Below are 22603 nucleotides of genomic sequence, written 5' to 3' on the forward strand. Positions count from 1 at the left end.
AAATGGAGGGATTTATCAGTGAGAATTAGTGAGATTTTCAACTTAAATAAGTCACAGCATGAATTAGATTTTGTAGATATAGATATTGGACGAGATACACCTTTGTTTTTAGATCCCTACTTAATTGGAAATAGGGAAGATGAATGGTCTAGAAATGCACATCGTACTATAGAGAGTTTTTTCCAATACATATTAGAGCTGTATAAAAGTGACTTGAAAACCGAAGCCAAAATGTTGTTTGAAAATCTAGGGGAGTCTAATGAAACGTGTTTAGGTATCTCTGAGAATATGCCAAATGGTCGTGGAGTAGGTGTCGGAGAGGCAGAAACAATTTTCGATAATTTAATAGATAGTCATGTAATTGAAAGTGGAGTAGTGAAACGATTTGAAGATATGGTCATCTTTGTTAAAAACGTAGGGAAGGATAAAATTTCTGATTTAGCTACTAACATTATAAGAAAACATTTAATAGAGTATACAATATCTCAATGTGAACTACATAAAATTCCTTTACAACGAGATGTACCAACAGGGAATTACTGGGATGGATCTAGAAAAAATTGGATCAATGAATATAATAGAGGTCTAGTAGTTGAGGGGAGAGTGATAATTTTAGTTCCAAAATGGTGTGTAAGTTATACATCTGCTTACACTTCAGATCAATATTGTAGACATTTTGTATTGAACTTTTTAAAAAACGAACATTTAAGGCTAAATACTAGTCTAGTTAAGTCTAGAGTTCTTAAAAATGGGGCAACCAAGCGATGGGTAGTAAAGGATGAAGTTGCTAAACATGAGGGAGCTTACAGAAAAGAATATCTTGTGGATTTTACAGCTAAGCACCCTGAAATTTTTCAAGACTTTAAAAGAAAATACAAAAAGAAAATGAGACCACTTACTAATGAAGAACTGGATGTAATTCTTGAACAAGAACAAATCGATATAATCGATTATCTAATTAATAAATTTGATGAAATCGATGTTGGGAATAAACAAGCAAATGATTTTCATAAATTGATTACAGGAGTTATGGAATACATCTTTTATCCACAGTTAACAAGACCAACAGTAGAAGATGAGATACATGATGGTAGAAAAAGAATAGATATTTCTTTTGATAATTCTGCTAAGGAAGGTTTTTTCCATGAGCTTCATCAAACAAAAGGAATCCAATCGCCGTATATTTTTGTCGAGTGTAAAAATTACGGAAAAGAAATTAAGAATCCTGAATTAGACCAGATTGCTGGTAGATTTTCACCTAACAGAGGGAGGTTTGGAATTATCGTATTTAGGAGTACAGAAAACATGGATTATATAATTAAAAAATGTGCAGATGCATATCACGACTCAAGAGGATGTATTTTACCTCTAGAAGATAAGGATTTTAAAGAAATGTTGAATCAAATTAGGGAAGAGAATAATGGTTATATTGAAGAATTTCTAAAAAAACGTTTACGAAAAATAATTATCCAGTAAAATCATCCTTTTACTATGAACGATATAAAAAAATTATATCGTTTTTTTATGATCAAAATATATAATTATATATATAATGTACATTAAAGGAAGTGTTGATGTGACTGAACAAAAAGAGTTAGATATAATTTTTTCTAAAATAGAGAAGGACTATAAACAAGTAACAAATAAAGAGATGACTAGATTAGTTCAACTGATTAATTATAAATTTGCTGGTAATGATTTCATATTAAATCAGTTGTCAAAGGTTGAATTAATCAAAGCGTTAGATTTTATAACTAGAGCTTCTTTTGAACTAACAAATAGAAAGGGACTATTTGATAAATCTTCAAAGCATTATATATTAAGTAATTTTTACAAAGCAAAAAAAGGATTAGACTCACCCTCAAGAAAAGAGTTATTTATTGAGAAGGACTTATTTATATATGCTGAATTTGATATTAGAAAAATGTTTATAGAATTTAAGTTCAAGGTGATTAACAATGAACCTATTTTATTAATTAAACATATTTTCGGATATGGAAGTATTACCAATTTCATAGAGATTGTTTTAGAAGAAATTCAAAATAATTATTTAGTAGATGTTGGATATGAAGTCGATAAGGATAAAATAGGTATTTTTTATAAAGATATTCAAATTGATAAAGATCACTTGATTTACGATAAAGTTGAGGTAGAAGAAGGAATTGTTAATCCTAAATGGTCATCAATTGATGGTAAATGGTTTGAGGAAATATGGGGTTCAATAGGCGAAGTAGAGGAAAAGGAAGATAATCCTGTGTTTTTTCAAAACAATAAACCTTACACAGGCTATATGAAAGTTAAAGAACTATTTTGTGGGGCTAAAAAGAGCATTCAATTGATCGATCCATATATAAATGAAGTACTACTTACTTTAATTCAAGAGCTAGACCCAAATATAAATATTCAGGTGATAACGGATAAGTTACAAGGAGATTCTGAAATACAGTATAAAGCATTAAAAAAAGAACGAGGAAATTTAGAGGTTAGAAAGTCCAAAGACAATCATGATAGATACTTAATACTTGATGAGGAAAAAGTTTATTTATTTGGTTGCTCAATAAACTCTATGGGAAATAAAGCCTCAACTATTGTTCCTATAGAACATAAGTTTGTTGAGAAACAAATTATTGATTACTTTAATTTATCTTGGAATGAAAAAACATCTACACTCAGGTAAGCAATCTCTGACCACTTAATCACAGGTAAAGCAATTTCAGCTGAAGAGCGTCAGACTACATTTTAGATGTGATAAAATCCAGTTTAATTAGCTGGAAACCAAAATATATTAAGTGTGTGTTTTATTTCGAGAAAAATTTAACTGATGGATAAAAATGGTGTGTAGTATTATTAAAGTAGACATCAAATTCTACCATTTGGTCATGTATGAAAGTAGAGAATGAAGAGTTCCATTTGAAAGCCAATTGATATACAATGGAATCAGAAGGTCTTTGAACCAAGTTCGTAAATATGTAATACTCCCTAGTGATTAAAACCGTCAAATAAATAGGTATGGAGATGGCTCAAAGCCAAGTGGCTCTTGGTTTCGGCATACTGATGCGCGAAACCTAATAGACAATCTACACGCGTAGATGCTTAAGTGTTAGGGCCTTTGGACGCGGGTTCGACTCCCGCCGTCACCATATATGTTGTCACAGCAATGTTTAAGCTTTGTGTGGCAACAATATATAAAACAAAGACGATTTCATCTGATTGTAGATGAAATCGTCTTTTTGTACACCTAGAATGTGCGTAGTTTCTAAAAATTCAGGGAAAATTATCCATTAATAAATTTAGAGAACCCATCGGATTGTGGTTTTTACATATTGGGAAAGTGTTCAGTACAGTTGGCGACAATCCTTTAAAAACGCATGCTACCGAACGATGATGCAAATGGGACAAAAATTTTCAAAAAAAAGATAAATGGCTCTCGTGGAAAGACATCAGATTTAGTTGGAAGTCTATTTATGTGAATATGACAGGAATAGAGTTTAAAGCAACTGTACCCTATAGCCTGTAAATATAGATTCCAATTAGTCGGTTTTAGTGATAACATATGAATGTAGGTAGTTTCGGTCTAAAAACGTAAAATGAACGAATCCCTAATTCATCAAAAATAACCTTAAACCCCAACTTTGGAAACGCACGTCTCAGTAGCTCAGCTGGATAGAGCAACGGCCTTCTAAGCCGTCGGTCGGGGGTTCGAATCCCTCCTGGGACATAATTAAATCAGTCACAAACCATTGATACCTTTGGATTTGTGAGAAACAAGGGATTCGGTCACTGGTGCAGAATCCCTTGTTTGTACCCTAACATTTACGTATAATAAGACACGAAACTATCTTCCAATTCAACTGAATGGAGGATTTTTTTTATGACGAAAAAGACAGGATTATTTGATGTGGATTTCACACTGACAACCAAAGCGCTTACTACTCCTATTAAAGGGGAGAAGGCAACCACCGCTCTCTACAAGCTCTTTTCGAAATATTGTGACCCAAATGCAGGTGAGCGGCTATCGCCCTCGTACTATGAAGGATTACGATACATTCCTTAATAACTTTATAAAGAGTACAGGGATTACCTATTTAGAAGAAGTTACGGTAGATACTATCTAATCGTGGTTAGATTCCATGGAGGTAGTAAATCAAACAAAGTTAACACGTTTAAAGATTGTGAAGTCGTACTTAGGTAAGTGCATTAACAATGGTTGGTTGAAAGTGAACTTTTGGCACTCTATCAACGTAAAAGTAGATAAAAAGGTGAAGAAGGGTGCTAAACCAAATGATATTGCTATCCTTATCTCAATGATTGATAAAAATACTTTTATTGGTATTAGGGATGTGACGGCTATTTTAACTATGTACAAAACGGGTATTCGTATTAATACTTTGGGGCAGCTAAAAAAAAGCATATTGACTTTGAAAATAAAGTACTTGTTCTAAATGAAGCGATATTGAAAAATCACCAACTACTAAAATTGCCGCTCAACGACCAACTAATACAACTTTATAGGGTGCTAATCAAACAGAATATATAAGTAAGAGAATTTTATGGGGAAAGCAATACCAATATATTCGTTTCAACAAAGGGGACATCGTTAAATACGAAATCAACAAACTTTGTTAGTGGCCAGTATAGTTGATTGACCTGCTTCGCCATCCGCCGTTCTGCACAAATTTTTATCCTCTAGGATGTAGCGCACCCGTTAGCACTACATGTATGGCTAACGGGTGCACGCGACTATAAAAGCCATTGATGGATCTACAGTAATAACACTTCTACAAGGTGTTGATATCCAAAACAGTGAAAAGGTCACTGGAACAAGTACCAAGAAAAGGATAGAACTTGCCAATGCAATCAAATCAGCAAACAAAGGTGATACAATAGTGGTTACTAAAATAGATAGACGAGCCCGTTCAATATTCGACTTAAATAAGATTATAGGCGGATTATTGGATAAAGGCGTAACTGTAGAGTTCTTGAATGAGAACATGGAATTTAAACCGAATAACGACAACGAACCAAATAGGCAAAATAGTATGCAGTCATTAATGTTTAAAATCCTAGGATCGTTTGCACAGTTTGAGAGGGATTTAATTGTTGAACGCACAACCGAGGGACGAGAGTGAGCTGTAGCACAAGGTAAACATATGGGAAGGAGAGCAAGTTACACCCTTAAAGCCATGAAGAAAGCAATTGAGCAGTATCACAACCGCCAAGAAAACGGAATGAGATTATCAAATATTTTAAAATTGAATGATATCCCAAAAGCAAGTTTTTATGTTGAATTGAAGAAGATAAATGTAGAAGGGTAGCCAATCCGCTACTCTTTTTCCACCAATCAATAAAAGAAACATTTCATTTGAAAATGAGAGGATGAGTAAAAATGGATAATTCACAAGAGAGAATCTGTAAGTTTCTAACTCAAAACAAGTTAAAATTCATCAGTGAAGATAAAGTAGCTAAAAAGTTCGCATACAAGAACATACTGACTTTTTACATTGGGAAAGAAGGATGGTCAGCCTATGGTATTGATGGAAGAGACTTTAAAGGTCGAAACCATCAAACATCTAAAGTTGGATTTCTTATTGCTGAGTATAAAGATTCTGAAAATGGTGTATATTGAAAAGCTGAATAGTGGTGTTACAGCGGTAGGGAAAATGAGTCAGAGAAAAACTTATTTCGACTACACGTGTCATAAAAATCGAGAGGATTATACCTGATGATTGTCAGGGATTCAATTGGTTTGAAGAACTAATGTACAAGCTAAACAACGTATACACTCTTTTTTAGAACATTCATTGTCACTGATTGAATTTGCTGAAAGAGAGTTGCCAGAAAAACTAGCACTGAAGATAAATGGAACGCTGCAATCGGGTAATGAATTTTCACTAAGCAACAGACTAAAAGAACGAGTAACAACCTAGAACCTGATACAAAAATATATTTATTTGGTAATAGTGATAATAGAAAAAATATGTAATGCAACTTGGTAGACACTCGAAATTACTTGACTCACTATGATAAGGAACAAAAAATGTTTTAGATACTAGTGATAAATTGTATTATTCTGTAATATGGTTAAAGCATTTACTACACTAATTTTATTCAAAGAAATAGGTATAGAAGAAAGTCTTATCCGTTCCAAGATTCAAAGTAGTAAGCAATATTCTTATTCGATAGACAAAGTAAAAGAATTGCTAAAATAGGTTGTAATTTACTAGAGTTCAGTTATATGAGAAAAGTAAATCCCAGTTTTGACGTTTAAAAGATATGTCGCATTTCACACATTAGGCGTAGCAAGGAAGGGAATTATTATGTACTGGGATTATAGAGTTGTGGAGGATAAATATCCTAAAAGTAGTAAATCTTGCTTTGGAATATGCGAGGTTCATTATGATGAAAACCATGTTCCTCATATATGGGGTGAAATAATGCCTGCCGAATCATTAGATGAATTAAAAGATGATTACGAGTATATGCGTAAAGCATTTGAAAGTCCCGTATTGAAAGTAGTTGACGGTAAGTTAGTAGAAGTTACAGAATAATGTAGCAGTACGAATGTAATGAGTACTAAAAGATAAGGAACTTATGCAACTATCGGGTGTTTAGTTTAAGAAGAACAAATAAGAAAGTCGATTCCTTAAAATACTAGGAAACGACTTTTTTGTTATTCAAAATGTTTTCAGGTAGCTAGTCGAGTATTTATAAATGGCTTTCAACGCCACTAGTTAGTGGAGGAAAGAATAGTCAAATGCAACAAAAATAGAATGAACTAATAAACTCAAAGCAATAAAGATATTAAAACAAATTGGAAACATTTTTTAATTCAATTCTAAACTGCTTCATTGAATCATTTAAAAAGGCATCAGCAATCAAGGCGGACGCTTTATAGTAATATAGCGTTTCACTACCTATTTCGCCAGGTAATCGTACCCGGAGTAAAAAACCTTATTCTCCATATGTTTAACAATAATCAAAAAGGGAACTTTTTTATATAAGTCTATTTAAAAAGGAGTTCGATTATGTTTAATCATAGAAAACAATACATCAATGGTGAATGGGTTGACTCTACTGGTTCAGACACAATTGAAGTAGTAAACCCAGCAACAGAAGAAGTGATTGGTAAGATTAGCAGCGGAACGAAAGAAGACGTGAACCGGGCTGTCCAGGCAGCAAAAGAGGCGTTTCCTTCCTTTTCTAAAATGTCAGTGGACGACCGGGTAAAGCTTCTGGAGAATATTGCAAAAGAATATGAAAATCGCAAAGATGATTTAATAAAAATAATGACCGAAGAGCTAGGAGCTCCAATAACAAAATCGGAGGAAATCCATTATCAAATGGGGCTTGCACACTTTAAGCAGGCAGCAGAGGAATTGAAAAATTTCGAGTTTACGGAGGAAAGAGAGAACTCTTATATCCAGAAGGAACCAATTGGTGTATCAGGACTGATCACACCATGGAATTTCCCTACGAATCAGATTTCCACAAAGCTGGCCAGTGCATTGGCAGCCGGTAGCACCTTAGTTGTGAAGCCTGCATCTAAAACACCATTTGCATCTATTATTCTAGCGGAGATTTTTGACAAAGTTGGTGTTCCTAAAGGTGTCTTTAACCTTGTAAATGGTTCAGGTTCAACCGTTGGGGACGCAATCAGCTCTCATCCGGATGTCGATTTTGTATCCTTTACTGGATCGGGTGCAGTTGGAAGCAGTTTAATGAAGAATGCTGCAGATGATTTTAAAAATGTCTCATTGGAACTTGGAGGAAAATCTCCTTTAGTCATTTTAAAAGATGCGGATGTAAAAAAAGCAGCGAGAACTGCTTTAGCTCAAATTGCTACGAATACAGGTCAGGTATGTTCAGCGGCTACACGAGTGATTGTACCGGAAGAAATGCATGATGATTTCATTGAAGCAATGAAGGAATTAGTAACGGAGTTCCCTGTTGGTGATCCACAGGACAAAAATACATTTATGGGTCCACAGGTTTCCGAAGACCAGTGGGAAACCGTTCAATCCTACATCAAGAAGGGTGAGGAAGAAGGAGCCACCCTTGTTATCGGCGGTCCTGGTAGACCAGATGGAATTGATAAAGGATTCTTTTCTAAAATAACAGTTTTCACGGATGTGCAGAACGATATGACTATTGCGCAGGAGGAAATCTTTGGACCTGTCATGTCGGTTATCACGTATAAAGATATTGATGAAGCAATCGAAATTGCCAACGATACCGTTTATGGCCTTGCTGGTTATGTATTCGGAAATGATAAAGAAGAACTGAAGAAAGTGGCTTTAAATATTCGAGCAGGACAAATAACGATCAATAATAGTGAAGCAGATATGTCGGCACCATTTGGCGGCTTTAAGCAATCCGGTATTGGTCGTGAATGGGGAGATTATGGAATCGAAGAATTTCTTGAGCCAAAGGCGATTATGGGAATGCCTTCTTAATAAAAGTAAAGCTGTCCAAGAAGTTTTTTGGACAGCTTTTTTTAGTGTGTCATAAATTTCCGTATTTAATCAGAAAGGAGTTCTTAGTCTTGAAGGAAGTAGCGGCTAGGTTCAAATGAGAAAACTACTATTCCAAAACAAATTTTTCTACCTACGCTAATCCCAAAAAGGTAAACGAAACAGCCCGCAATTTGAAGTGTTCTGGTTCTTTAATTGAAGAAGAAAAGCCATTTAATCGGCTCGAAGTTCTTCAACTAAACCAATTAATAGGATGTAAATACTTTTCTCTGAAATTATTATTAAGACCATAGTAATTTTATGGATGGGTGAAAATAAAGACATCTTTAGCAAAAGGAAAATCATCGTATTTGCAGCAGCTAGGATACTCATTGGAATTGGTACGGAGATGTTGTTCCTGGGTCATACGTTATTATGGTTGTGATTATCAATCATCATCTTTTCCCGATGAATAAGATAAGTTCAAAGAATTCATAAAAGAAACCATAGAAGTGAAACCACATCAGTAAAAAGTGTGAGATACAGAGAACACTAGTTTATATATCAATACTTATCGGGAGAGAAGAAACTTGGAGTAAAGTTTCTTCTCTTCTATTAGTTTTCTGAACAGTTACTCCACCTCAAAATAAAAATTTTTATTTACCTCACAAAATGAATTGACCAATCTAAAAAGAATATGGTACTGTGTATATGAGTATAAACAGTATAACAGTTAAGAAGGGGTGTTTATATATGAATGAATGGAAACAAGCATACAGGCTCGCAACTTTTGAAATAAAGGCTTCAATAAAAAGCTTTCTACTGATTCTGATTTTCTATATCGCGATGAGCCTGATTTTCATGCTGTCGTTCGATGTTTACCTGGAAGGCGAATTCAAATTCTTTGATTTTATGTTCATGCTGATTTTCTTCATGTTCCCGACCTGGATGAAAGGTAAGGAATTCCAAATGCAGAAGATGGATGGGGATTTATGGACAGCGCCCTCAATCATCATGCTGCAGCAACTGCCGATCTCAAAAAACATCATCGTCAAAAGCCGCTTCATCATTCATGCATTCTGTTCATTTCCGTTCCAGTTGGTTCTGTTCATCGCGATGCCACTGATGTCGGAGAATTTCCGGGACATGATGACGCCTATCGCTTACATCGCATTCCTGCTGATTTGGCTGGGTTTATCGATTTCAGTCGGCTTTATCATGGCGGCGAGCGAAGCGGGAGGAAATTTCAATACGAGTGCCATCGTAAAATCGTTTATTTTCTTGGTGATTGGCGCCGTTGCACTTTATCTCATGTTCCCGCTTTTATCAGAGAACGGCTTTATCCACTGGACGATGTCGCTTGCAACTGAATGGACACTGCTGTCAGTCATCGTGGCTATTGTTTTGAGCATTGCGGGCTGTAAATACTGGCAAGCGGATATGAGAAAAACCATGAAGAAAACGGAATATCTGTGAGAGGGGGGCTGGATTTTGCTGCCGATACGCTTATCCAAAGATTCTCGTGAACCGATTTATCATCAGATTGAAAAGCAGCTGAAGGCACTGATTGCGGGAGGCCATTTGCCTGCAGGGACGCCGCTTCCATCAATTAGGGTGCTGTCGAAAGACCTGGAGATTAGCGTCATCACGATACGTCGCGCCTATCAGGACCTGGAGTCACAGGGCTTTATCGAAACAGTCCATGGCAAAGGGACTTTTGTCGCGGAGATACAGAACTCCATGAAACAGGAAACGATGACGGCTTCCGTCCAAGCGGAATTCGAACGGGCCATCCGCAACGCGATGGATTACGACTATACTGTCGATGAAATCAAAACGGTTTTTGAAGAGACTTTAGAAAAACTCAGGAAAGGGGAATGACAAATGCAGCCATGGATTGAACTAATAGACGCACATAAAAAGATTGATGATTTTCAGCTCGGACCTGTCAGCCTAGCGATTGAGCCGGGGACCATTACGGCGCTGGTCGGCAATAACGGCTCTGGCAAAAGTACCTTGCTGAAGCTGATCATGAATCTGGCGAATCTGGACGGAGGAGAGATCAGGGTCTTCGGCAAATCTGTCGACGGGAAAGACGAAAGTTGGAAAAGGCATGTCACGTTCCAATCGCAAAAAACTGTCGGCTGGAACGCCTATACAGGAGAGGACCTGAAAAGGCTGATTGCCCCTTTATATACGAAATGGGATGAGAAACTTTTCGAACGCATGATCCAACTGCTCGACATCCCGCTCGATAAGCGATTCGGCAAATTATCGCCAGGTCTCCAACAGAAGCTCAGCCTGTCGCTCGCATTGCCGCGGAATACTGATATCCTGATTCTCGATGAACCGACCGTGTCACTCGACATCCCATCAAAAAAACAATTCATGGATTTGCTTGTCGAATGGATGGAAAGGGAAGACCGTGCTGTCATCCTGACAACTCATCAGCCGGAGGATCTCCAAAAACTGGCAGATTACTTGTTCCTGATGAAGGACGGCCAGGGGGTCGGCCGGTATGAGAAAGATATACTCGCTGCGGGATTCCGCCGCTACTGGCTCAAGGAAATGCCGGCGGTGCCAGTACCGGGTGAACTTTCCCGTTCCGGAAACGAACTGATATCAGATAATCCTGACTCAACGGAGCAGTATTTCACGCAACACGAAAATAGTGTCATTGACGTCAAAGCCTTGGAACTGGAAGAAATCATCAGCCTTCTGCTGAAGTAGAGAAATAAGAGAGGATGAGAGAAATGGAAACAATGCTTACCGTAGAAGGATTGGGCAAATCCTTCAAGGACAAGAAGATTGTCTCAAATATTTCCTTCGAAGTGAAAAAAGGTGAGATTATGGCGCTGCTCGGACCGAACGGGGCGGGGAAATCGACGACAATACGCAACATCATGGGTATCTTGTATCCCGATGAAGGCACGATCTCTTTCTGGAACCGCTCTACGAAAGATATCCCACGCGATAAAATTGGCTATCTGCCGGAAGAGCGAGGGCTCTACAAAAACGTCAAGGTCATGGACATCCTGCTGTATCTTGCGGACCTGAAGGATTATCCGCTGGACCAGGCTAAAGAACGCGCGCTCGAGTACTTGAAAAAGTTCGGCCTAGAAGGCAAGGATAAAGTGTCGGTCGAAGAGTTGTCGAAAGGGATGGGTCAGAAAGTCCAGTTTATCGCCTCCATTCTTCATGAACCGGAACTCCTGATCTTGGATGAGCCGTTCTCAGGTCTTGATCCGGTCAGCCAGGAGCTGTTTAAAGAAGAAATCCGTTCACTGGCCGAAAAAGGCACGGCGATTCTATTGTCTTCGCATCAGATGAACCTTGTCGAAGAAATGGCGGACCGGCTGTTCCTGATTCACCGCGGCAGGAAAGTGATCTATGGGACCTTGAGTGATGTCAAAAAGGAATATGCTAATTTCAAATGCACGATTAACGGCAGCAACAGCCGCAGCCTGCTTGAAAGCCTGCCAGAAGTCGAGCGGGTCGAACAGAACGGAGAAACGGCTGTACTTTATCTCTCAAAACATGTGCAGCCCGCTTTCTGGCTGAAAAATCTTCCAGTAGAACTCGACATCCAGGAACTATCAATCGACCGGATTTCGCTCCATGAAATCTTCATTGATATCGCCACGGATAAGAATCTTTTGAAGGAAGTGGGTGAGTTGCATGCGTAATACGATGAAAGTCGCCAAATGGGAAATTAAACGCAATATGAAAAGCAAGTCGTTCATCATCGGCCTATTCCTGACACCGATCATCTTCCTAGCATTTTTCCTGCTGCCGGAACTGTTCAGTTCGGATGATGAAGCAGCGACAACGACAGTCTATGTCAACGACCAGCTCGGGGTCTACGGACAATTGGAAGCAGCGGCAGCAAATCCCGAATGGCAGATGGAACAGACAGACACCACAGAACAGGAAGCCACTGCGGCGCTTGAAGGGGAAGAAGACGCTGCGTATATTTTCATCGACGAACAGGCTGTTGAAACTGGCAAAGTCGCAGTTTACACGCATGAAGACACAAGTTCGGCCTTCATGGATGAAGTCCAGATCCTCGGAGGTCCGCTGCAGATGGTGCAAATCAAACAGCTCGGCCTGACACCGGAAGAAGCGGCAGTTATCGCGCAGGGAGTCGTCTTTGAAGATGCTTCTGAAGAAACGGAAGAAGACGGCCTGTTCAGTGAAAATATGCTGGAACGTGTGATTCCAGGAACATTTGCCGCAGTCGTCATGCTGTCAATCGTCTTCACCGGAATGGCGATCTTCCAAAGCGCGTCCCAGGAGAAGAAAGACAAGATTGCAGAGATTATTCTGTCGTCTTTAACGCCTGCAGAACTGATGCAAGGCAAGATCATCGGTTATTTTGTCCTTGGTATCATCCAGGTCGTTGTCTATATTGTCATCGCGCTGCCGATGCTCATCTGGAAAATCGATTTTCCTGTCATAGAGTATCTGCTAGTGCCCGAACTTCTAGTGCTATTATTCATTGCTATCCTCGGATACCTGCTCTATGCGGCACTGTTCGTCGGAATCGGTGCGACAATGGCCGATATCTCGACAGCGGGGAATTTCCAAGGCATGGTGATGATGTTGCCTTTCAGTCCATTCCTATTCATTGCGCCAGTGTTCAGCGATCCAAGCGGATTCTGGGCGCAGCTTGGAAGCTATATCCCGTTTACATCACCTGGCGTTCTCATTCTACGACTGTCACTTCTTGAAGAATGGCCGTGGGTGGAAATCATTATCGCCATCGGAATTCTTGTTGCCAGCGTCTGGGTCTTCATGAAACTTGCCGGCAAAATCTTCAAGATTGGCATCCTGATGTATGGTAAGAACGCCACACCGGGCGAAATCTGGAAATGGATTCGGGCGTAAAAAGATAGAGCTTACTATTCAATATCTAGTAACCTTTTAAATTATAGAATGAACAATATGAATAACTACCCGAATAGCAAACTCTCTTATTGAGTAAGGTGGAGAGATTTGGTCCTTTGCAATCTCAACTGTAGATTGTCAAGGTACTGTGCTAATTCCAAAAGTATTCACGTTAAGACGTCAAAACCTTTTGATAAGGTTTTGACGCTTTTTTTGTTTTGATAAAAGCTATTTTTAAAAAAATTTAAGGCAAAGAACGAAAAGTATAGAGTAGTAAAGATAGCTGTAATTCTCAAGAGGGTTGACTTGAAGGGCACGCAAGACATTCACCACTGTCGAGAACAATACATACAATCCGATTAACGTTTCTTATTTTGTTTACATGTGACTGATTATCAAAAGTAGATGTAGTGAACGAAAAAATTAATAAAGGAATAAAAAATGAAACAGTCCAACATATAACAAAGAGGGCGCTTCTGGTAACTCTTGTTGAGTGTTTATTTGTTGTTACAATACGAACGTACACTCCAAATACTGAGTGAAAAAGTGGGGAACGCGCGATCGTTTTCGATTGATTATGTCGATGGATCGGAATCACATCTTAGATATAATGCACATGTCAAAAGACGGTGCAATAAGCAAACGTAGAATCAAGGTACTGCAAGTGGGTGAGGCATCATTGGGAGCCTATTGTCATCTTCGTGGGTCCAGAAGAATTTTTACAATTGATAACGTGCTGGCGCTTGTTCCTGTCATTCGAACATAAAAGGTGGTTATTTAATGAGTAGTCGACAACTAGAAATTTATGATTTCGTTTAAGGATATGTCGCTAAAAATCAGTATTCACCAACAATAAGAGAAATCACAACAGCGGAGTTGAGTTTATTCGATGGGAATAAGTTGAGAAACAGTGAGTTAGGCGCAGTTATGGATAGTATTTGGAATAAGTCTTGATCCACAGCTATATTAGTGGCTGTGTTTCTAACGGATGACGGGACCGCAATCGGACGCTCTAAATTGGTTGGCGGACATAAGTAATGGGAGGTATAGCATGATTCGAGACCGCGGAAGTATTGAATTGACGGCAATGATGTTGCTGGAGCATATTGTTGAATTGAGAAATTGGATGAATAAGAAACATTATGTTGAATGCCAGGAACTCAGTGATCGGGATTTGCAGTCTATCTGGTCTTTTATGGTATCTTGTTTGTGTCTATTCCCATTCAATAAGTAAAGCTATTCTATGCCAGACAAATGAATTAGAATAAGAGTATTTGAAGTTATAAAATACATTAAGATGTATAATGTTGTCAGTGCAAGAATAATGGGTAAACCAACTCGAAAAAATAAGTCTTTATAACATTTTTCAGTTTGAATAGTTTAAACACATTGAATAGAAGAAACGATGGTGTTTAAGGGTTTAAAGGCTCTTAAAAACGTCCTCCAAGGGATAAAATTAAATCAATCACAAACCATTACAAAAGGACTTGCCATATTAGATATACTCTTACACACAAGCTCCTAGATTGATGTTGTAAGATTGTCGAATAGTCAATAATATCTGGTAGCAGCTATTAATTAATAATTAATATATCATTTTTTGGTGTCAGCGTACCGTTCTTTTCATAATAATCACCTGCTTTTCTTGAAAGCTCCACCGTTTTTATCGCATGGTTTCCCTTTGCAAATACGAGTAGAAATATATCATCTCTACTATCAATTCCATTGATACTTCCTTTAAATTCAACATTCAATGATTCTTCTATGACATCTATAGTTGTATATGGTCCATAGACCGATGCCTTCTCCCAGTCAAAATCAGTTAAAGTAGACAAAGAGATTTCTGTTGTACCTTTTTCCGCCTGCTCTAAAATCTTCTGAGCAAGTACCGTATCTTCACTAGCTCTATTAACAAAAAACATACTAAGCATTATAAAAAATATTACAGACCCACCAATCAATAAACCCCATTTCCTTAACATAAATTACACCTCTATTAAACTGTATTTTGCTTATTTACAAAGAATCATCCCATAGTGAATTTTTGGTTAGTAGTACAATGATAAATGCACAGCGGAAGAGATTGACCGCTTCAATCGAGGTAAAGACTTTATACCACTTCGTTTACATGAACAACCGTATAAAGCACTTAGAAGCGTTTAACTAGCCTGTGAGTGTGTGAAGGAGTAACAATAGGACTTGCATATATGGGATTTAACGATATACGCAGGTCCTATCTTCTTAAACTAATTTAAAGTAAATTATCTCTGGATCACCTTCGTCTAAATTTTCAACAAATCCACTTTGTATAAATCCATTTGCTCTAAATACTTCTTGCATTCTTTTATTTGATTGATTGGTTGAAGAGAATATTTTCTTAGTAGGCGATATGCTTATAAAATACTCCAAAAGGGATGTTGCATATCCTTTTCGTCTTTCAGTTGGTTTAACTATTATCAGGGATACAAAGCTACAATCAAAAAAATGAATATCAAAAATTAAAAATCCTATAAATGAGAACTCGTTTTTAATAGCTATACATCTTTCTTCCTCAATAGCTTTTTTTATGTATTTTCGTCTGCTTTCACTACCTATTACTTCTCTATCAATATTCACTATTTCATCTAAATCGTTTAACTGAGATTTGACCAAAGATTCCATCTTAAAGTACCCCTTATTGAAATTTGGATTTGTTAAAACACTTCATTCTTCAACTCAATTGCTGCGTTAGTACAATAAGAAAAAAGAGTCGTCTAAGAAGCTTCGGTTGTTTAACTAAACCAGTTAGTTTAAGTGTAAACCTTCTCATTCTTAGGTTGTAGACACCTATTCCTTCCATCCCACTGCTATATCATTGGAGGGGAATTCAATAACTAATTTAATTTGGGGTGAATAAATATATCTATCCCAATTTCTGACTTCCTCAATTCTGTAAATAATTTTAATCAGCTTTGTTTTAATAACATGTTGAAATTTAAGATCAATAATATAACATATTTCATTATTTACTTTATGATTTTTAAGTACTAGTTCTGCTAATGTACGTTCATAGTCAATAAAGTTAGAAAATATAGTTTTGTGAAACATAAGTGGCCATTCAATTCCACTCTCACAAAATGGAAATTCTAAAAACAATTTATCTGTGATTATTACAGAATCTTCTTTTGATAAAATTTCTACTTCCTCTTCAGAATCAATATTCGGAAATAAATCATTAACTTCCTCTAAAACAGTTTCGTATTCTCTTTTTTCCACTTCTTCTATTTCTTTTTGTTTTTGCTTGTCTAACAACTCTCTTAAACGTACCTTTTTATCCTTCACCTTTTTCATCCTAACTATTTATTTGAGTGATATGTCTATTCCATCTTTCACTGTCCTGTCTTTTTATTGGACAACTGAATAATCAGTCGTTTGGTATAGTTTAGCACATTTATTTACTAGTTATTTCAACGAGACGTGCAAGTCCAATAGCCTAAGAATTCTGTTCGCTGATAATCCATGATGAAACATACTTAAAAATTCGTACAGATTGCTCTAACTGGATAACGGATCATAGTTAAGCGGTTCATAGGTCAAGATGGTTTATCTTTTAAGTATGTCATTATATACAGATATTTCTATGCAGAGACTATGGTCTTAACGAGAGGTCATAATGACTTCATCTATGATGTTCAATAGTAAAATATATGATTTAAAATGTTTGTAAATTAAGATGATCTACCTTTAATCTTAATTAGGATAAATATGAATATTTTAACTTAAAAATTCCATATATAGGAGCGGGTTTATTAATAAGTAAAATGAAGCGTGAGAGTGTTAGAAGAAAAGCAATGATAGAGAAATAAACCATAATGAGAAGTAGGTAGAAAAGGGGTTTAGAGTGTCATTTATTGTCTTATTTGACACTTGTGCATAACCAGCAGAGCGGTTATGATGGATGCTTTTGAAATACTTTTAAAGTAAAATTTAATGGAATATTTTACATTACGAATTATGTCACTATTATCGCCCATTTACAACTAAAATTATGCTATTCTTCTTATAGGAATATTAATGTTATTAGCATACTATGGTTGGTTAGCCATTGACAATTAATTTCCTCTAGAGCACTCATTTAATTATGGGTGCTCTTTTATTGTGCCAAAAAATAAGTTTGAATAATTAATTAATGGAAAGCGCGATAAATTGTATTGCACATTGCAAAGAATGAATCCACTAGTAATCTGGATGTATTTGATGAACTAAAGGGGAGAGTTGATTTAACTAGTAGCGCAAGAATCAAGGCTTCAACTAGATTAATGTTTGGAGTAGCTGCTTGTCGTCAATCCTATAAAGTAAAATATATATGGTTACCAGAATTGTTAGATGAATTAACACTCTCTAAATTAACAGCGGATGGAAGTTATCGTAAACTGATTAAAAAATACACAAAAGCAGACCTACTTATATTGGATGAATGGTTACTTACAGATCTTTCAACAGGTGAAGCCACAATCCTATTAGAAATCACAGAATCACGCCACAAGTCAGTCTCTACAATCTTCTGTTCGCAGATTGATCCAAGTGGATGGCATTTGAGATTGGGCAATGAGACGATTGCAGAAGCAATCTTAGTTAGAATAATTCACGATTCCTACCAAATTATGATTGATGGAGAAATTTCTATGCGTGAACGTCATGGATTAGAATCAGAAATATAATCTGTCTTACTAATGGGCAGAAATATCAAGATTAACGACATTTCAAGAATGGATAATATAAAGCTCCAACATACCAAAGATGGTATGTTGGAGCTTTATATGTATTGGTAAAACAGTTTGGCGAAGAGTGGTAAATTCCCTATGACTCGTTGGTAAAATGATGGCACTACTGGTACATCTCGATGTCCGTAATCACTAAATATTTCACATAAGATTTTGGCAAACATTGTTAATGTGTTTCGAGTTCTTTAGGTATACTAAAAGAAAGATTGTTTTCTAATACATTGTTGTTTTACAAAATATTTAAACTGTGGACTAGTGAAAATCAGTTTGCAAAGCTTTCACTTACTCTTAAGAGTGTTATGTGTTTGGGTTCGATTCGGCAAAATACTTCGCTTACCATTGGCACGGCCTCGGCCACTCGAGAAAAGCAAAGTGTCTTTCCGGAACGGTATGCTTAAGCAAAAACCATCACTAATATCGTGAGGGACTGACCCACCACTTAGATGAATAACAAACCTGATATTATGATTTGAATGAAGTAATAATTCTATGGAAATTACAAGGGGGAAGACTATGTACACCATCGGGCAAGTAGCAAGTTTTTTAGGCGTATCAAGAGATACATTAAAGTATTATGAGGAAAAGGAATTGGTCAGACCAAAGCATGATGCTGAAAATGGTTATAGAAAATATAATGCATATGATATTCATGATGTAATTACTACGAATTTCTATAGAGAACTAGATTTTGAGATTAAGAAGATTCAGGAGATAAGGCAGAGTAAAAGTGTAGCGGATTTAGAACAAGTATTAACGCAGCAAGAAGCGAAAATACTCGAGGAAATTGCATATAAAAAACATCTTTTAGAGAAAGTGAAATCTGTGAAAGAGGATTATTATAAGGTTAAAGAATACTTAGGTAAATTTACGGTTACAGAGATGAAGCCGTTAGAGGTAAAAGGTGAAATAACGGGATATGCTGCTTACGAGGAGTATGAAACGATAAGAAATAATACGGATAGTTTAAAGAAAGCTGTTACATTAATGAGCGCCAGCCGTGTTATCGATTTTGATGAAGAGGGTATGAAAGCGAATAGATTTATCGTTGTAAGAAATATAGAAGATACCGACAAAGATATTGAAGGGGAAGTCCTAGCACATCCCAAGTGTATTTATACGGTAATAGAAGATGGTAGATTTGTTAATGGTGAGAAAGATATTGATCATGAAGTAGGGGACAGTCTTTTAAAGATAGCAAAGGAAAATGGATATGAATTAATAGGTAAGGCTTATATTAACATACTGTTGACTACATATGAAGAGACCCTGGAACGTGTGTTTTTAGAAATGTATGCGCCAATAAAATAATAAATAAGGCCTTGAGCTAGGGGTAACCCACAGGTTTAGAGTGGAGTTGTACGTAACTTTTACTAGCAACTTCATTTTAAGGAGTGGGTTATGATGACAAAAAAATTAATAGAATTCAAGAATGTGACGAAGGAATACAAGTTAGGTGACGTATCCATTAAAGCGTTAGATGGTGTGGATTTTTCCATCTACGAGGGAGAATTCGTCGTTATTCTAGGGGCAAGTGGTGCTGGAAAAAGTACCATTTTAAATATCCTTGGAGGGATGGACCTTGCCTCATCAGGAGAAGTATTTGTAAATGGAAATAACATTACCCAATATGATGACAAAAAATTAACGACATTTCGAGCGGAAGAAGTAGGCTTTGTATTTCAATTTTATAATTTAATTCCTAACCTAACTGCACTGGAAAATGTAGAATTTGCTTCTGAAGTGTGTAAGGATCATCTAAATGCAAAAGAAGTATTGGAAAAGGTTGGACTTGGTGAACGTAAGAATAACTTTCCTTCACAGCTTTCTGGAGGAGAACAACAAAGAGTTGCGATCGCTCGTGCTGTTGCTAAGAATCCCTTACTCTTACTTTGTGATGAGCCGACCGGTGCATTGGACTATAATACTGGAAAATCAGTACTGAAACTTCTACAAGATTTGAACAAAGAAACGCAGAAATGTATTGTCTTAATTACCCATAACACCGCCATCGCCCCAATTGCTAATCGGGTTATTAAAGTGAAAAGTGGGAAAATAGATGAAATCATTACCAATGCTGAAACACAAAGCATAGAGGGGCTTGAATGGTAATGAAGAAATTGTATTTAAAATTGTTAAGGGATATTCGGGAATCAAAGGGGCAGTTTTTAGCCATTATCCTCGTTATCGCAGTAGGTGCCTTCTTTTATGCTGGACTGATTACGATAAGCAGTGACCTAAGTGCTTATATGGAAGATTATTTCGAAGAACATAATTTAGCGGATTTCAATGTCCATTACAGCGAGATTACAGACAGTGAATTATCTAACCTCGAAGAGATTGAAGGGATTAATAAAGTAGAAGCAAGATATACATTTGATGCGAATCAGGCGTTTGATGACTATAAAGCGTCCTTAACAATACATACCATTCCACAAAATAACGAAATCAACACCATTGCTGTTACAGATGGTAGTATACCATCAAATAAGGAAGAAATTCTGTTAGATACCCGCTACGGGGAAGTGCATCAATATACGGTTGGCGATCACATTAGCGTAGATACAAATGAAGGCAGTTTTGATTTTGTTATTAGTGGTTTCGGTGAGAACGTGGAACATGCATTTAACATTGAGGACCCATCGCTTGTCTTACCTGACCATCAAACCTATGGTATAGCTTATATTCATGAGGATAGAATAGCGGAAATTGCTGATGGCTTTTATTACAATGAATTGCTTGTAGACGCAGAAGAAGGACATAATAGCGGTGTAATTAGTGAGGCCATTGAAGATTACTCACAGGAGCTTGCTTATCTGTACCAAGTAAATAAAGATAGATCGGTCAGTTATTCTGCCGTAAATGTAACCATAAATAATAATAGATTGATGAGTACTGTTTCTCCTCTAATCCTGTTTATGGTTGCGGCTGTGATTATTTTTCTTACCATGTCAAGGGTGATCGACTCCCAAAGAAATCAAATTGGTATTATGAAGGCATTGGGTGTAAAAGACAGTAAAATTTTACTACATTATATGGGATATCCTGTTTTGGTAGGTATTATTGGGTCGGTTTTAGGATGGGGCATTACAGCTGTCACACTTGTTAACCTACTCAATTCGGTTATCGAACAAACCTATTCCTTGCCAAACTTTAGCTTGTCCATTTCATTTTATACCATCTTTCCGCCGGTTGTAGTTTCGATCGTTTTCGGGGTAATTGCATGCTTGTTTAGTGGAAGAAGTATATTGAAGGAACGAGCAGCACAGGCATTACGTCCAAAACCTCCAAAGAAAATGAAGAAAACACTCGTAGAAAGAATTCCTGGTTTATGGAGGAAATTAACATACGGCGATAAGCTGATCTTAAGAAATATTTTTCTAAAACCGAAAAAGGCAATGGCAAGTTCAGTTGGGGTGATTGTTTGTGTGATCCTTTTAATCACAGCTTTTGGCTTTGAAACCTCGATGCAAACCATTGCTTCTCAGATTAATAACGTTTATAAATACGATTTAAAAGTGGACTATAAAGAAGCGTTAGCCGGGGACAATATCAACGTCCCAGCTGAGGTTGAAGCGTATTATTCACAATCTACTATTCCCATTGAGTTTGTCGACTTCCCTGACGAGAATAATGCATCTTTAATTGTTACGGAAAAGGAAAATAAGCTTATTGAATTTTTTGATGAACAGAATAACCCAATAGCTTTAGATAATACGGGAGTGTTCGTTCCACAGTCCTATGCAGATGAATACGGTATATCAGTAGGAGATACCATTAAAATGAAGTTAATTGCTCCCGAACTGAAAGGACAAACAATTGACATGAAGGTTGCAGAAATATCGACACAATATACCAATCCATCCTTTTACAGTACACCAGCGTATATAAATAGTCTTGGTGTTGATTACAAACCAACTTCCCTATTGGTTCAATTAAACAGTGAGGCAGATAGAAGCCGTGTGCAAAAATATTTTGAAGAGGACCCGCTTGTGGATGCGATTTCTGACAGGGGTGACTTAAATAAAGCAGTGGACAATATGATTGAACAAAATAATCCCGTCTTCATCATGTTTATTGTTTGTGCAGTTATATTATCTTTTGGTGCCATGTTTACCATATCCTCAATTAATATATATGAGCGTACACGTGAGCTTGCGACATTAAAGGTGTTAGGCTATCAGAAGAATAAGATAAACAGAATTATTTTTGTGGAAAATAACATCCTAACGACATTTGCAGTAATTGTTGCGCTACCAATAAGTGGTTATATGTACAGACTAGTTGTCCAAGCATTATCCAGCACCAATCAACAGATTCCGGAAAGGTTGGGATTCGTTACGATAGGGTTGGCGATCGTCCTTACATTTGTATTGACGATTATATCGAATTTATTACTTAGAAGAAAAGTAAATCGAATCGATATGATTGAATCGTTGAAGAGTGTTGAATAGGATTTAAATCGCTTCCAAAAATAAACTTGTAAGCCTCCATCCTTGGTAGAAA

At 36.9% G+C, this 22603-nt stretch carries 21 protein-coding genes, 1 tRNA gene and 1 pseudogene; 20 read left to right on the top strand and 3 right to left on the bottom strand.

Going from position 1 to position 22603, the window contains the following annotated elements; translation table 11 throughout:
• The first annotated feature begins 18 nt into the window (after positions 1–18).
• The 16 genes from FQ087_RS02935 (at position 19) to FQ087_RS03010 (ending at position 14571) form a co-directional block, all read left to right on the top strand.
• Positions 19–1476, top strand: coding sequence for a hypothetical protein (locus tag FQ087_RS02935; protein WP_149579054.1), 1458 nt, complete (start codon positions 19–21; stop codon positions 1474–1476).
• A gap of 100 nt (positions 1477–1576) precedes the next feature.
• Positions 1577–2677, top strand: a complete 1101-nt coding sequence (locus FQ087_RS02940) for a phospholipase D-like domain-containing protein (protein WP_149579055.1) — start codon at positions 1577–1579, stop codon at positions 2675–2677.
• A 967-nt stretch (positions 2678–3644) separates the two neighbouring features.
• Positions 3645–3718: transfer RNA gene (locus FQ087_RS02945), tRNA-Arg, on the top strand.
• A 153-nt stretch (positions 3719–3871) separates the two neighbouring features.
• On the top strand, positions 3872–4054 hold the full coding sequence (locus tag FQ087_RS02950) for a hypothetical protein (protein ID WP_149579056.1): 183 nt from the start codon (positions 3872–3874) through the stop codon (positions 4052–4054).
• Between the two features lie 76 nt (positions 4055–4130).
• Positions 4131–4442 (top strand): site-specific integrase, encoded by a 312-nt coding sequence (locus FQ087_RS02955; RefSeq protein ID WP_149579057.1) that lies wholly within the window; start codon positions 4131–4133, stop codon positions 4440–4442.
• 288 nt (positions 4443–4730) lie between these two features.
• Positions 4731–5129, top strand: coding sequence for a recombinase family protein (locus FQ087_RS02960; protein ID WP_149579058.1), 399 nt, complete (start codon positions 4731–4733; stop codon positions 5127–5129).
• 21 nt (positions 5130–5150) lie between these two features.
• Complete coding sequence (locus FQ087_RS22315; RefSeq protein ID WP_188006621.1) at positions 5151–5315, top strand: hypothetical protein; 165 nt, start codon at positions 5151–5153, stop codon at positions 5313–5315.
• A 71-nt stretch (positions 5316–5386) separates the two neighbouring features.
• Positions 5387–5626 (top strand): hypothetical protein, encoded by a 240-nt coding sequence (locus FQ087_RS02965; protein WP_149579059.1) that lies wholly within the window; start codon positions 5387–5389, stop codon positions 5624–5626.
• 691 nt (positions 5627–6317) lie between these two features.
• Positions 6318–6548 carry a hypothetical protein gene (locus tag FQ087_RS02970; RefSeq protein ID WP_149579060.1) on the top strand — a complete coding sequence of 77 codons (231 nt, stop codon included), beginning with the start codon at positions 6318–6320 and terminating at the stop codon, positions 6546–6548.
• A gap of 477 nt (positions 6549–7025) precedes the next feature.
• Entirely contained in the window at positions 7026–8453 is a 1428-nt protein-coding gene (locus FQ087_RS02975; protein ID WP_149579061.1) for an aldehyde dehydrogenase family protein, read from the top strand.
• Positions 8454–9203: 750 nt separating this feature from the next.
• Positions 9204–9926: an MFS transporter gene (locus FQ087_RS02980; protein WP_149579062.1), complete on the top strand. Its 723-nt coding sequence runs from the start codon at positions 9204–9206 to the stop codon at positions 9924–9926.
• Between the two features lie 15 nt (positions 9927–9941).
• On the top strand, positions 9942–10331 hold the full coding sequence (locus FQ087_RS02985) for a GntR family transcriptional regulator (RefSeq protein ID WP_370456028.1): 390 nt from the start codon (positions 9942–9944) through the stop codon (positions 10329–10331).
• Between the two features lie 3 nt (positions 10332–10334).
• Positions 10335–11180, top strand: a complete 846-nt coding sequence (locus tag FQ087_RS02990) for an ABC transporter ATP-binding protein (RefSeq protein WP_149579064.1) — start codon at positions 10335–10337, stop codon at positions 11178–11180.
• A 23-nt stretch (positions 11181–11203) separates the two neighbouring features.
• Positions 11204–12136 carry an ABC transporter ATP-binding protein gene (locus FQ087_RS02995; RefSeq protein ID WP_149579065.1) on the top strand — a complete coding sequence of 311 codons (933 nt, stop codon included), beginning with the start codon at positions 11204–11206 and terminating at the stop codon, positions 12134–12136.
• Positions 12129–13337, top strand: a complete 1209-nt coding sequence (locus FQ087_RS03000; protein ID WP_149579066.1) for an ABC transporter permease — start codon at positions 12129–12131, stop codon at positions 13335–13337. The genes FQ087_RS02995 and FQ087_RS03000 overlap by 8 nt, the downstream gene beginning before the upstream one ends.
• A 1051-nt stretch (positions 13338–14388) precedes the next feature.
• Positions 14389–14571, top strand: a complete 183-nt coding sequence (locus FQ087_RS03010) for a hypothetical protein (protein ID WP_149579068.1) — start codon at positions 14389–14391, stop codon at positions 14569–14571.
• Positions 14572–14911: 340 nt separating this feature from the next.
• Here the strand turns inward: FQ087_RS03010 and FQ087_RS03015 are convergent, their stop codons facing one another.
• The 3 genes from FQ087_RS03015 to FQ087_RS03025 form a co-directional block, all read right to left on the bottom strand.
• The gene (locus FQ087_RS03015) at positions 14912–15319 is read right to left on the bottom strand and encodes a hypothetical protein (protein WP_149579069.1); all 408 of its coding nucleotides are present in this window, start codon (positions 15317–15319) and stop codon (positions 14912–14914) included.
• A 259-nt stretch (positions 15320–15578) separates the two neighbouring features.
• On the bottom strand, positions 15579–15998 hold the full coding sequence (locus FQ087_RS03020; protein ID WP_149579070.1) for a GNAT family N-acetyltransferase: 420 nt from the start codon (positions 15996–15998) through the stop codon (positions 15579–15581).
• A gap of 165 nt (positions 15999–16163) precedes the next feature.
• Positions 16164–16658, bottom strand: coding sequence for a CDI toxin immunity protein (locus FQ087_RS03025; RefSeq protein WP_149579071.1), 495 nt, complete (start codon positions 16656–16658; stop codon positions 16164–16166).
• Positions 16659–17638: 980 nt separating this feature from the next.
• Between FQ087_RS03025 and FQ087_RS03030 the strand changes: the two are divergent.
• From FQ087_RS03030 to FQ087_RS03045, 4 genes and pseudogenes are all read left to right on the top strand, one after another.
• Positions 17639–18037, top strand: a pseudogene (locus FQ087_RS03030) (ATP-binding protein); the annotation flags it as partial.
• A 576-nt stretch (positions 18038–18613) separates the two neighbouring features.
• Entirely contained in the window at positions 18614–19408 is a 795-nt protein-coding gene (locus FQ087_RS03035) for a MerR family transcriptional regulator (protein WP_149579072.1), read from the top strand.
• A 93-nt stretch (positions 19409–19501) separates the two neighbouring features.
• A complete protein-coding gene (locus tag FQ087_RS03040) occupies positions 19502–20209 on the top strand; it encodes an ABC transporter ATP-binding protein (protein ID WP_149579073.1) in 708 nt (235 codons plus the stop codon).
• Positions 20209–22551 (top strand): ABC transporter permease, encoded by a 2343-nt coding sequence (locus FQ087_RS03045; RefSeq protein WP_149579074.1) that lies wholly within the window; start codon positions 20209–20211, stop codon positions 22549–22551. The genes FQ087_RS03040 and FQ087_RS03045 overlap by 1 nt, the downstream gene beginning before the upstream one ends.
• Positions 22552–22603 lie beyond the last annotated feature (52 nt).

Origin of the sequence: Sporosarcina sp. ANT_H38, from assembly GCF_008369195.1 — a bacterium.
Classification (GTDB): Bacteria; Bacillota; Bacilli; order Bacillales_A; family Planococcaceae; genus Sporosarcina.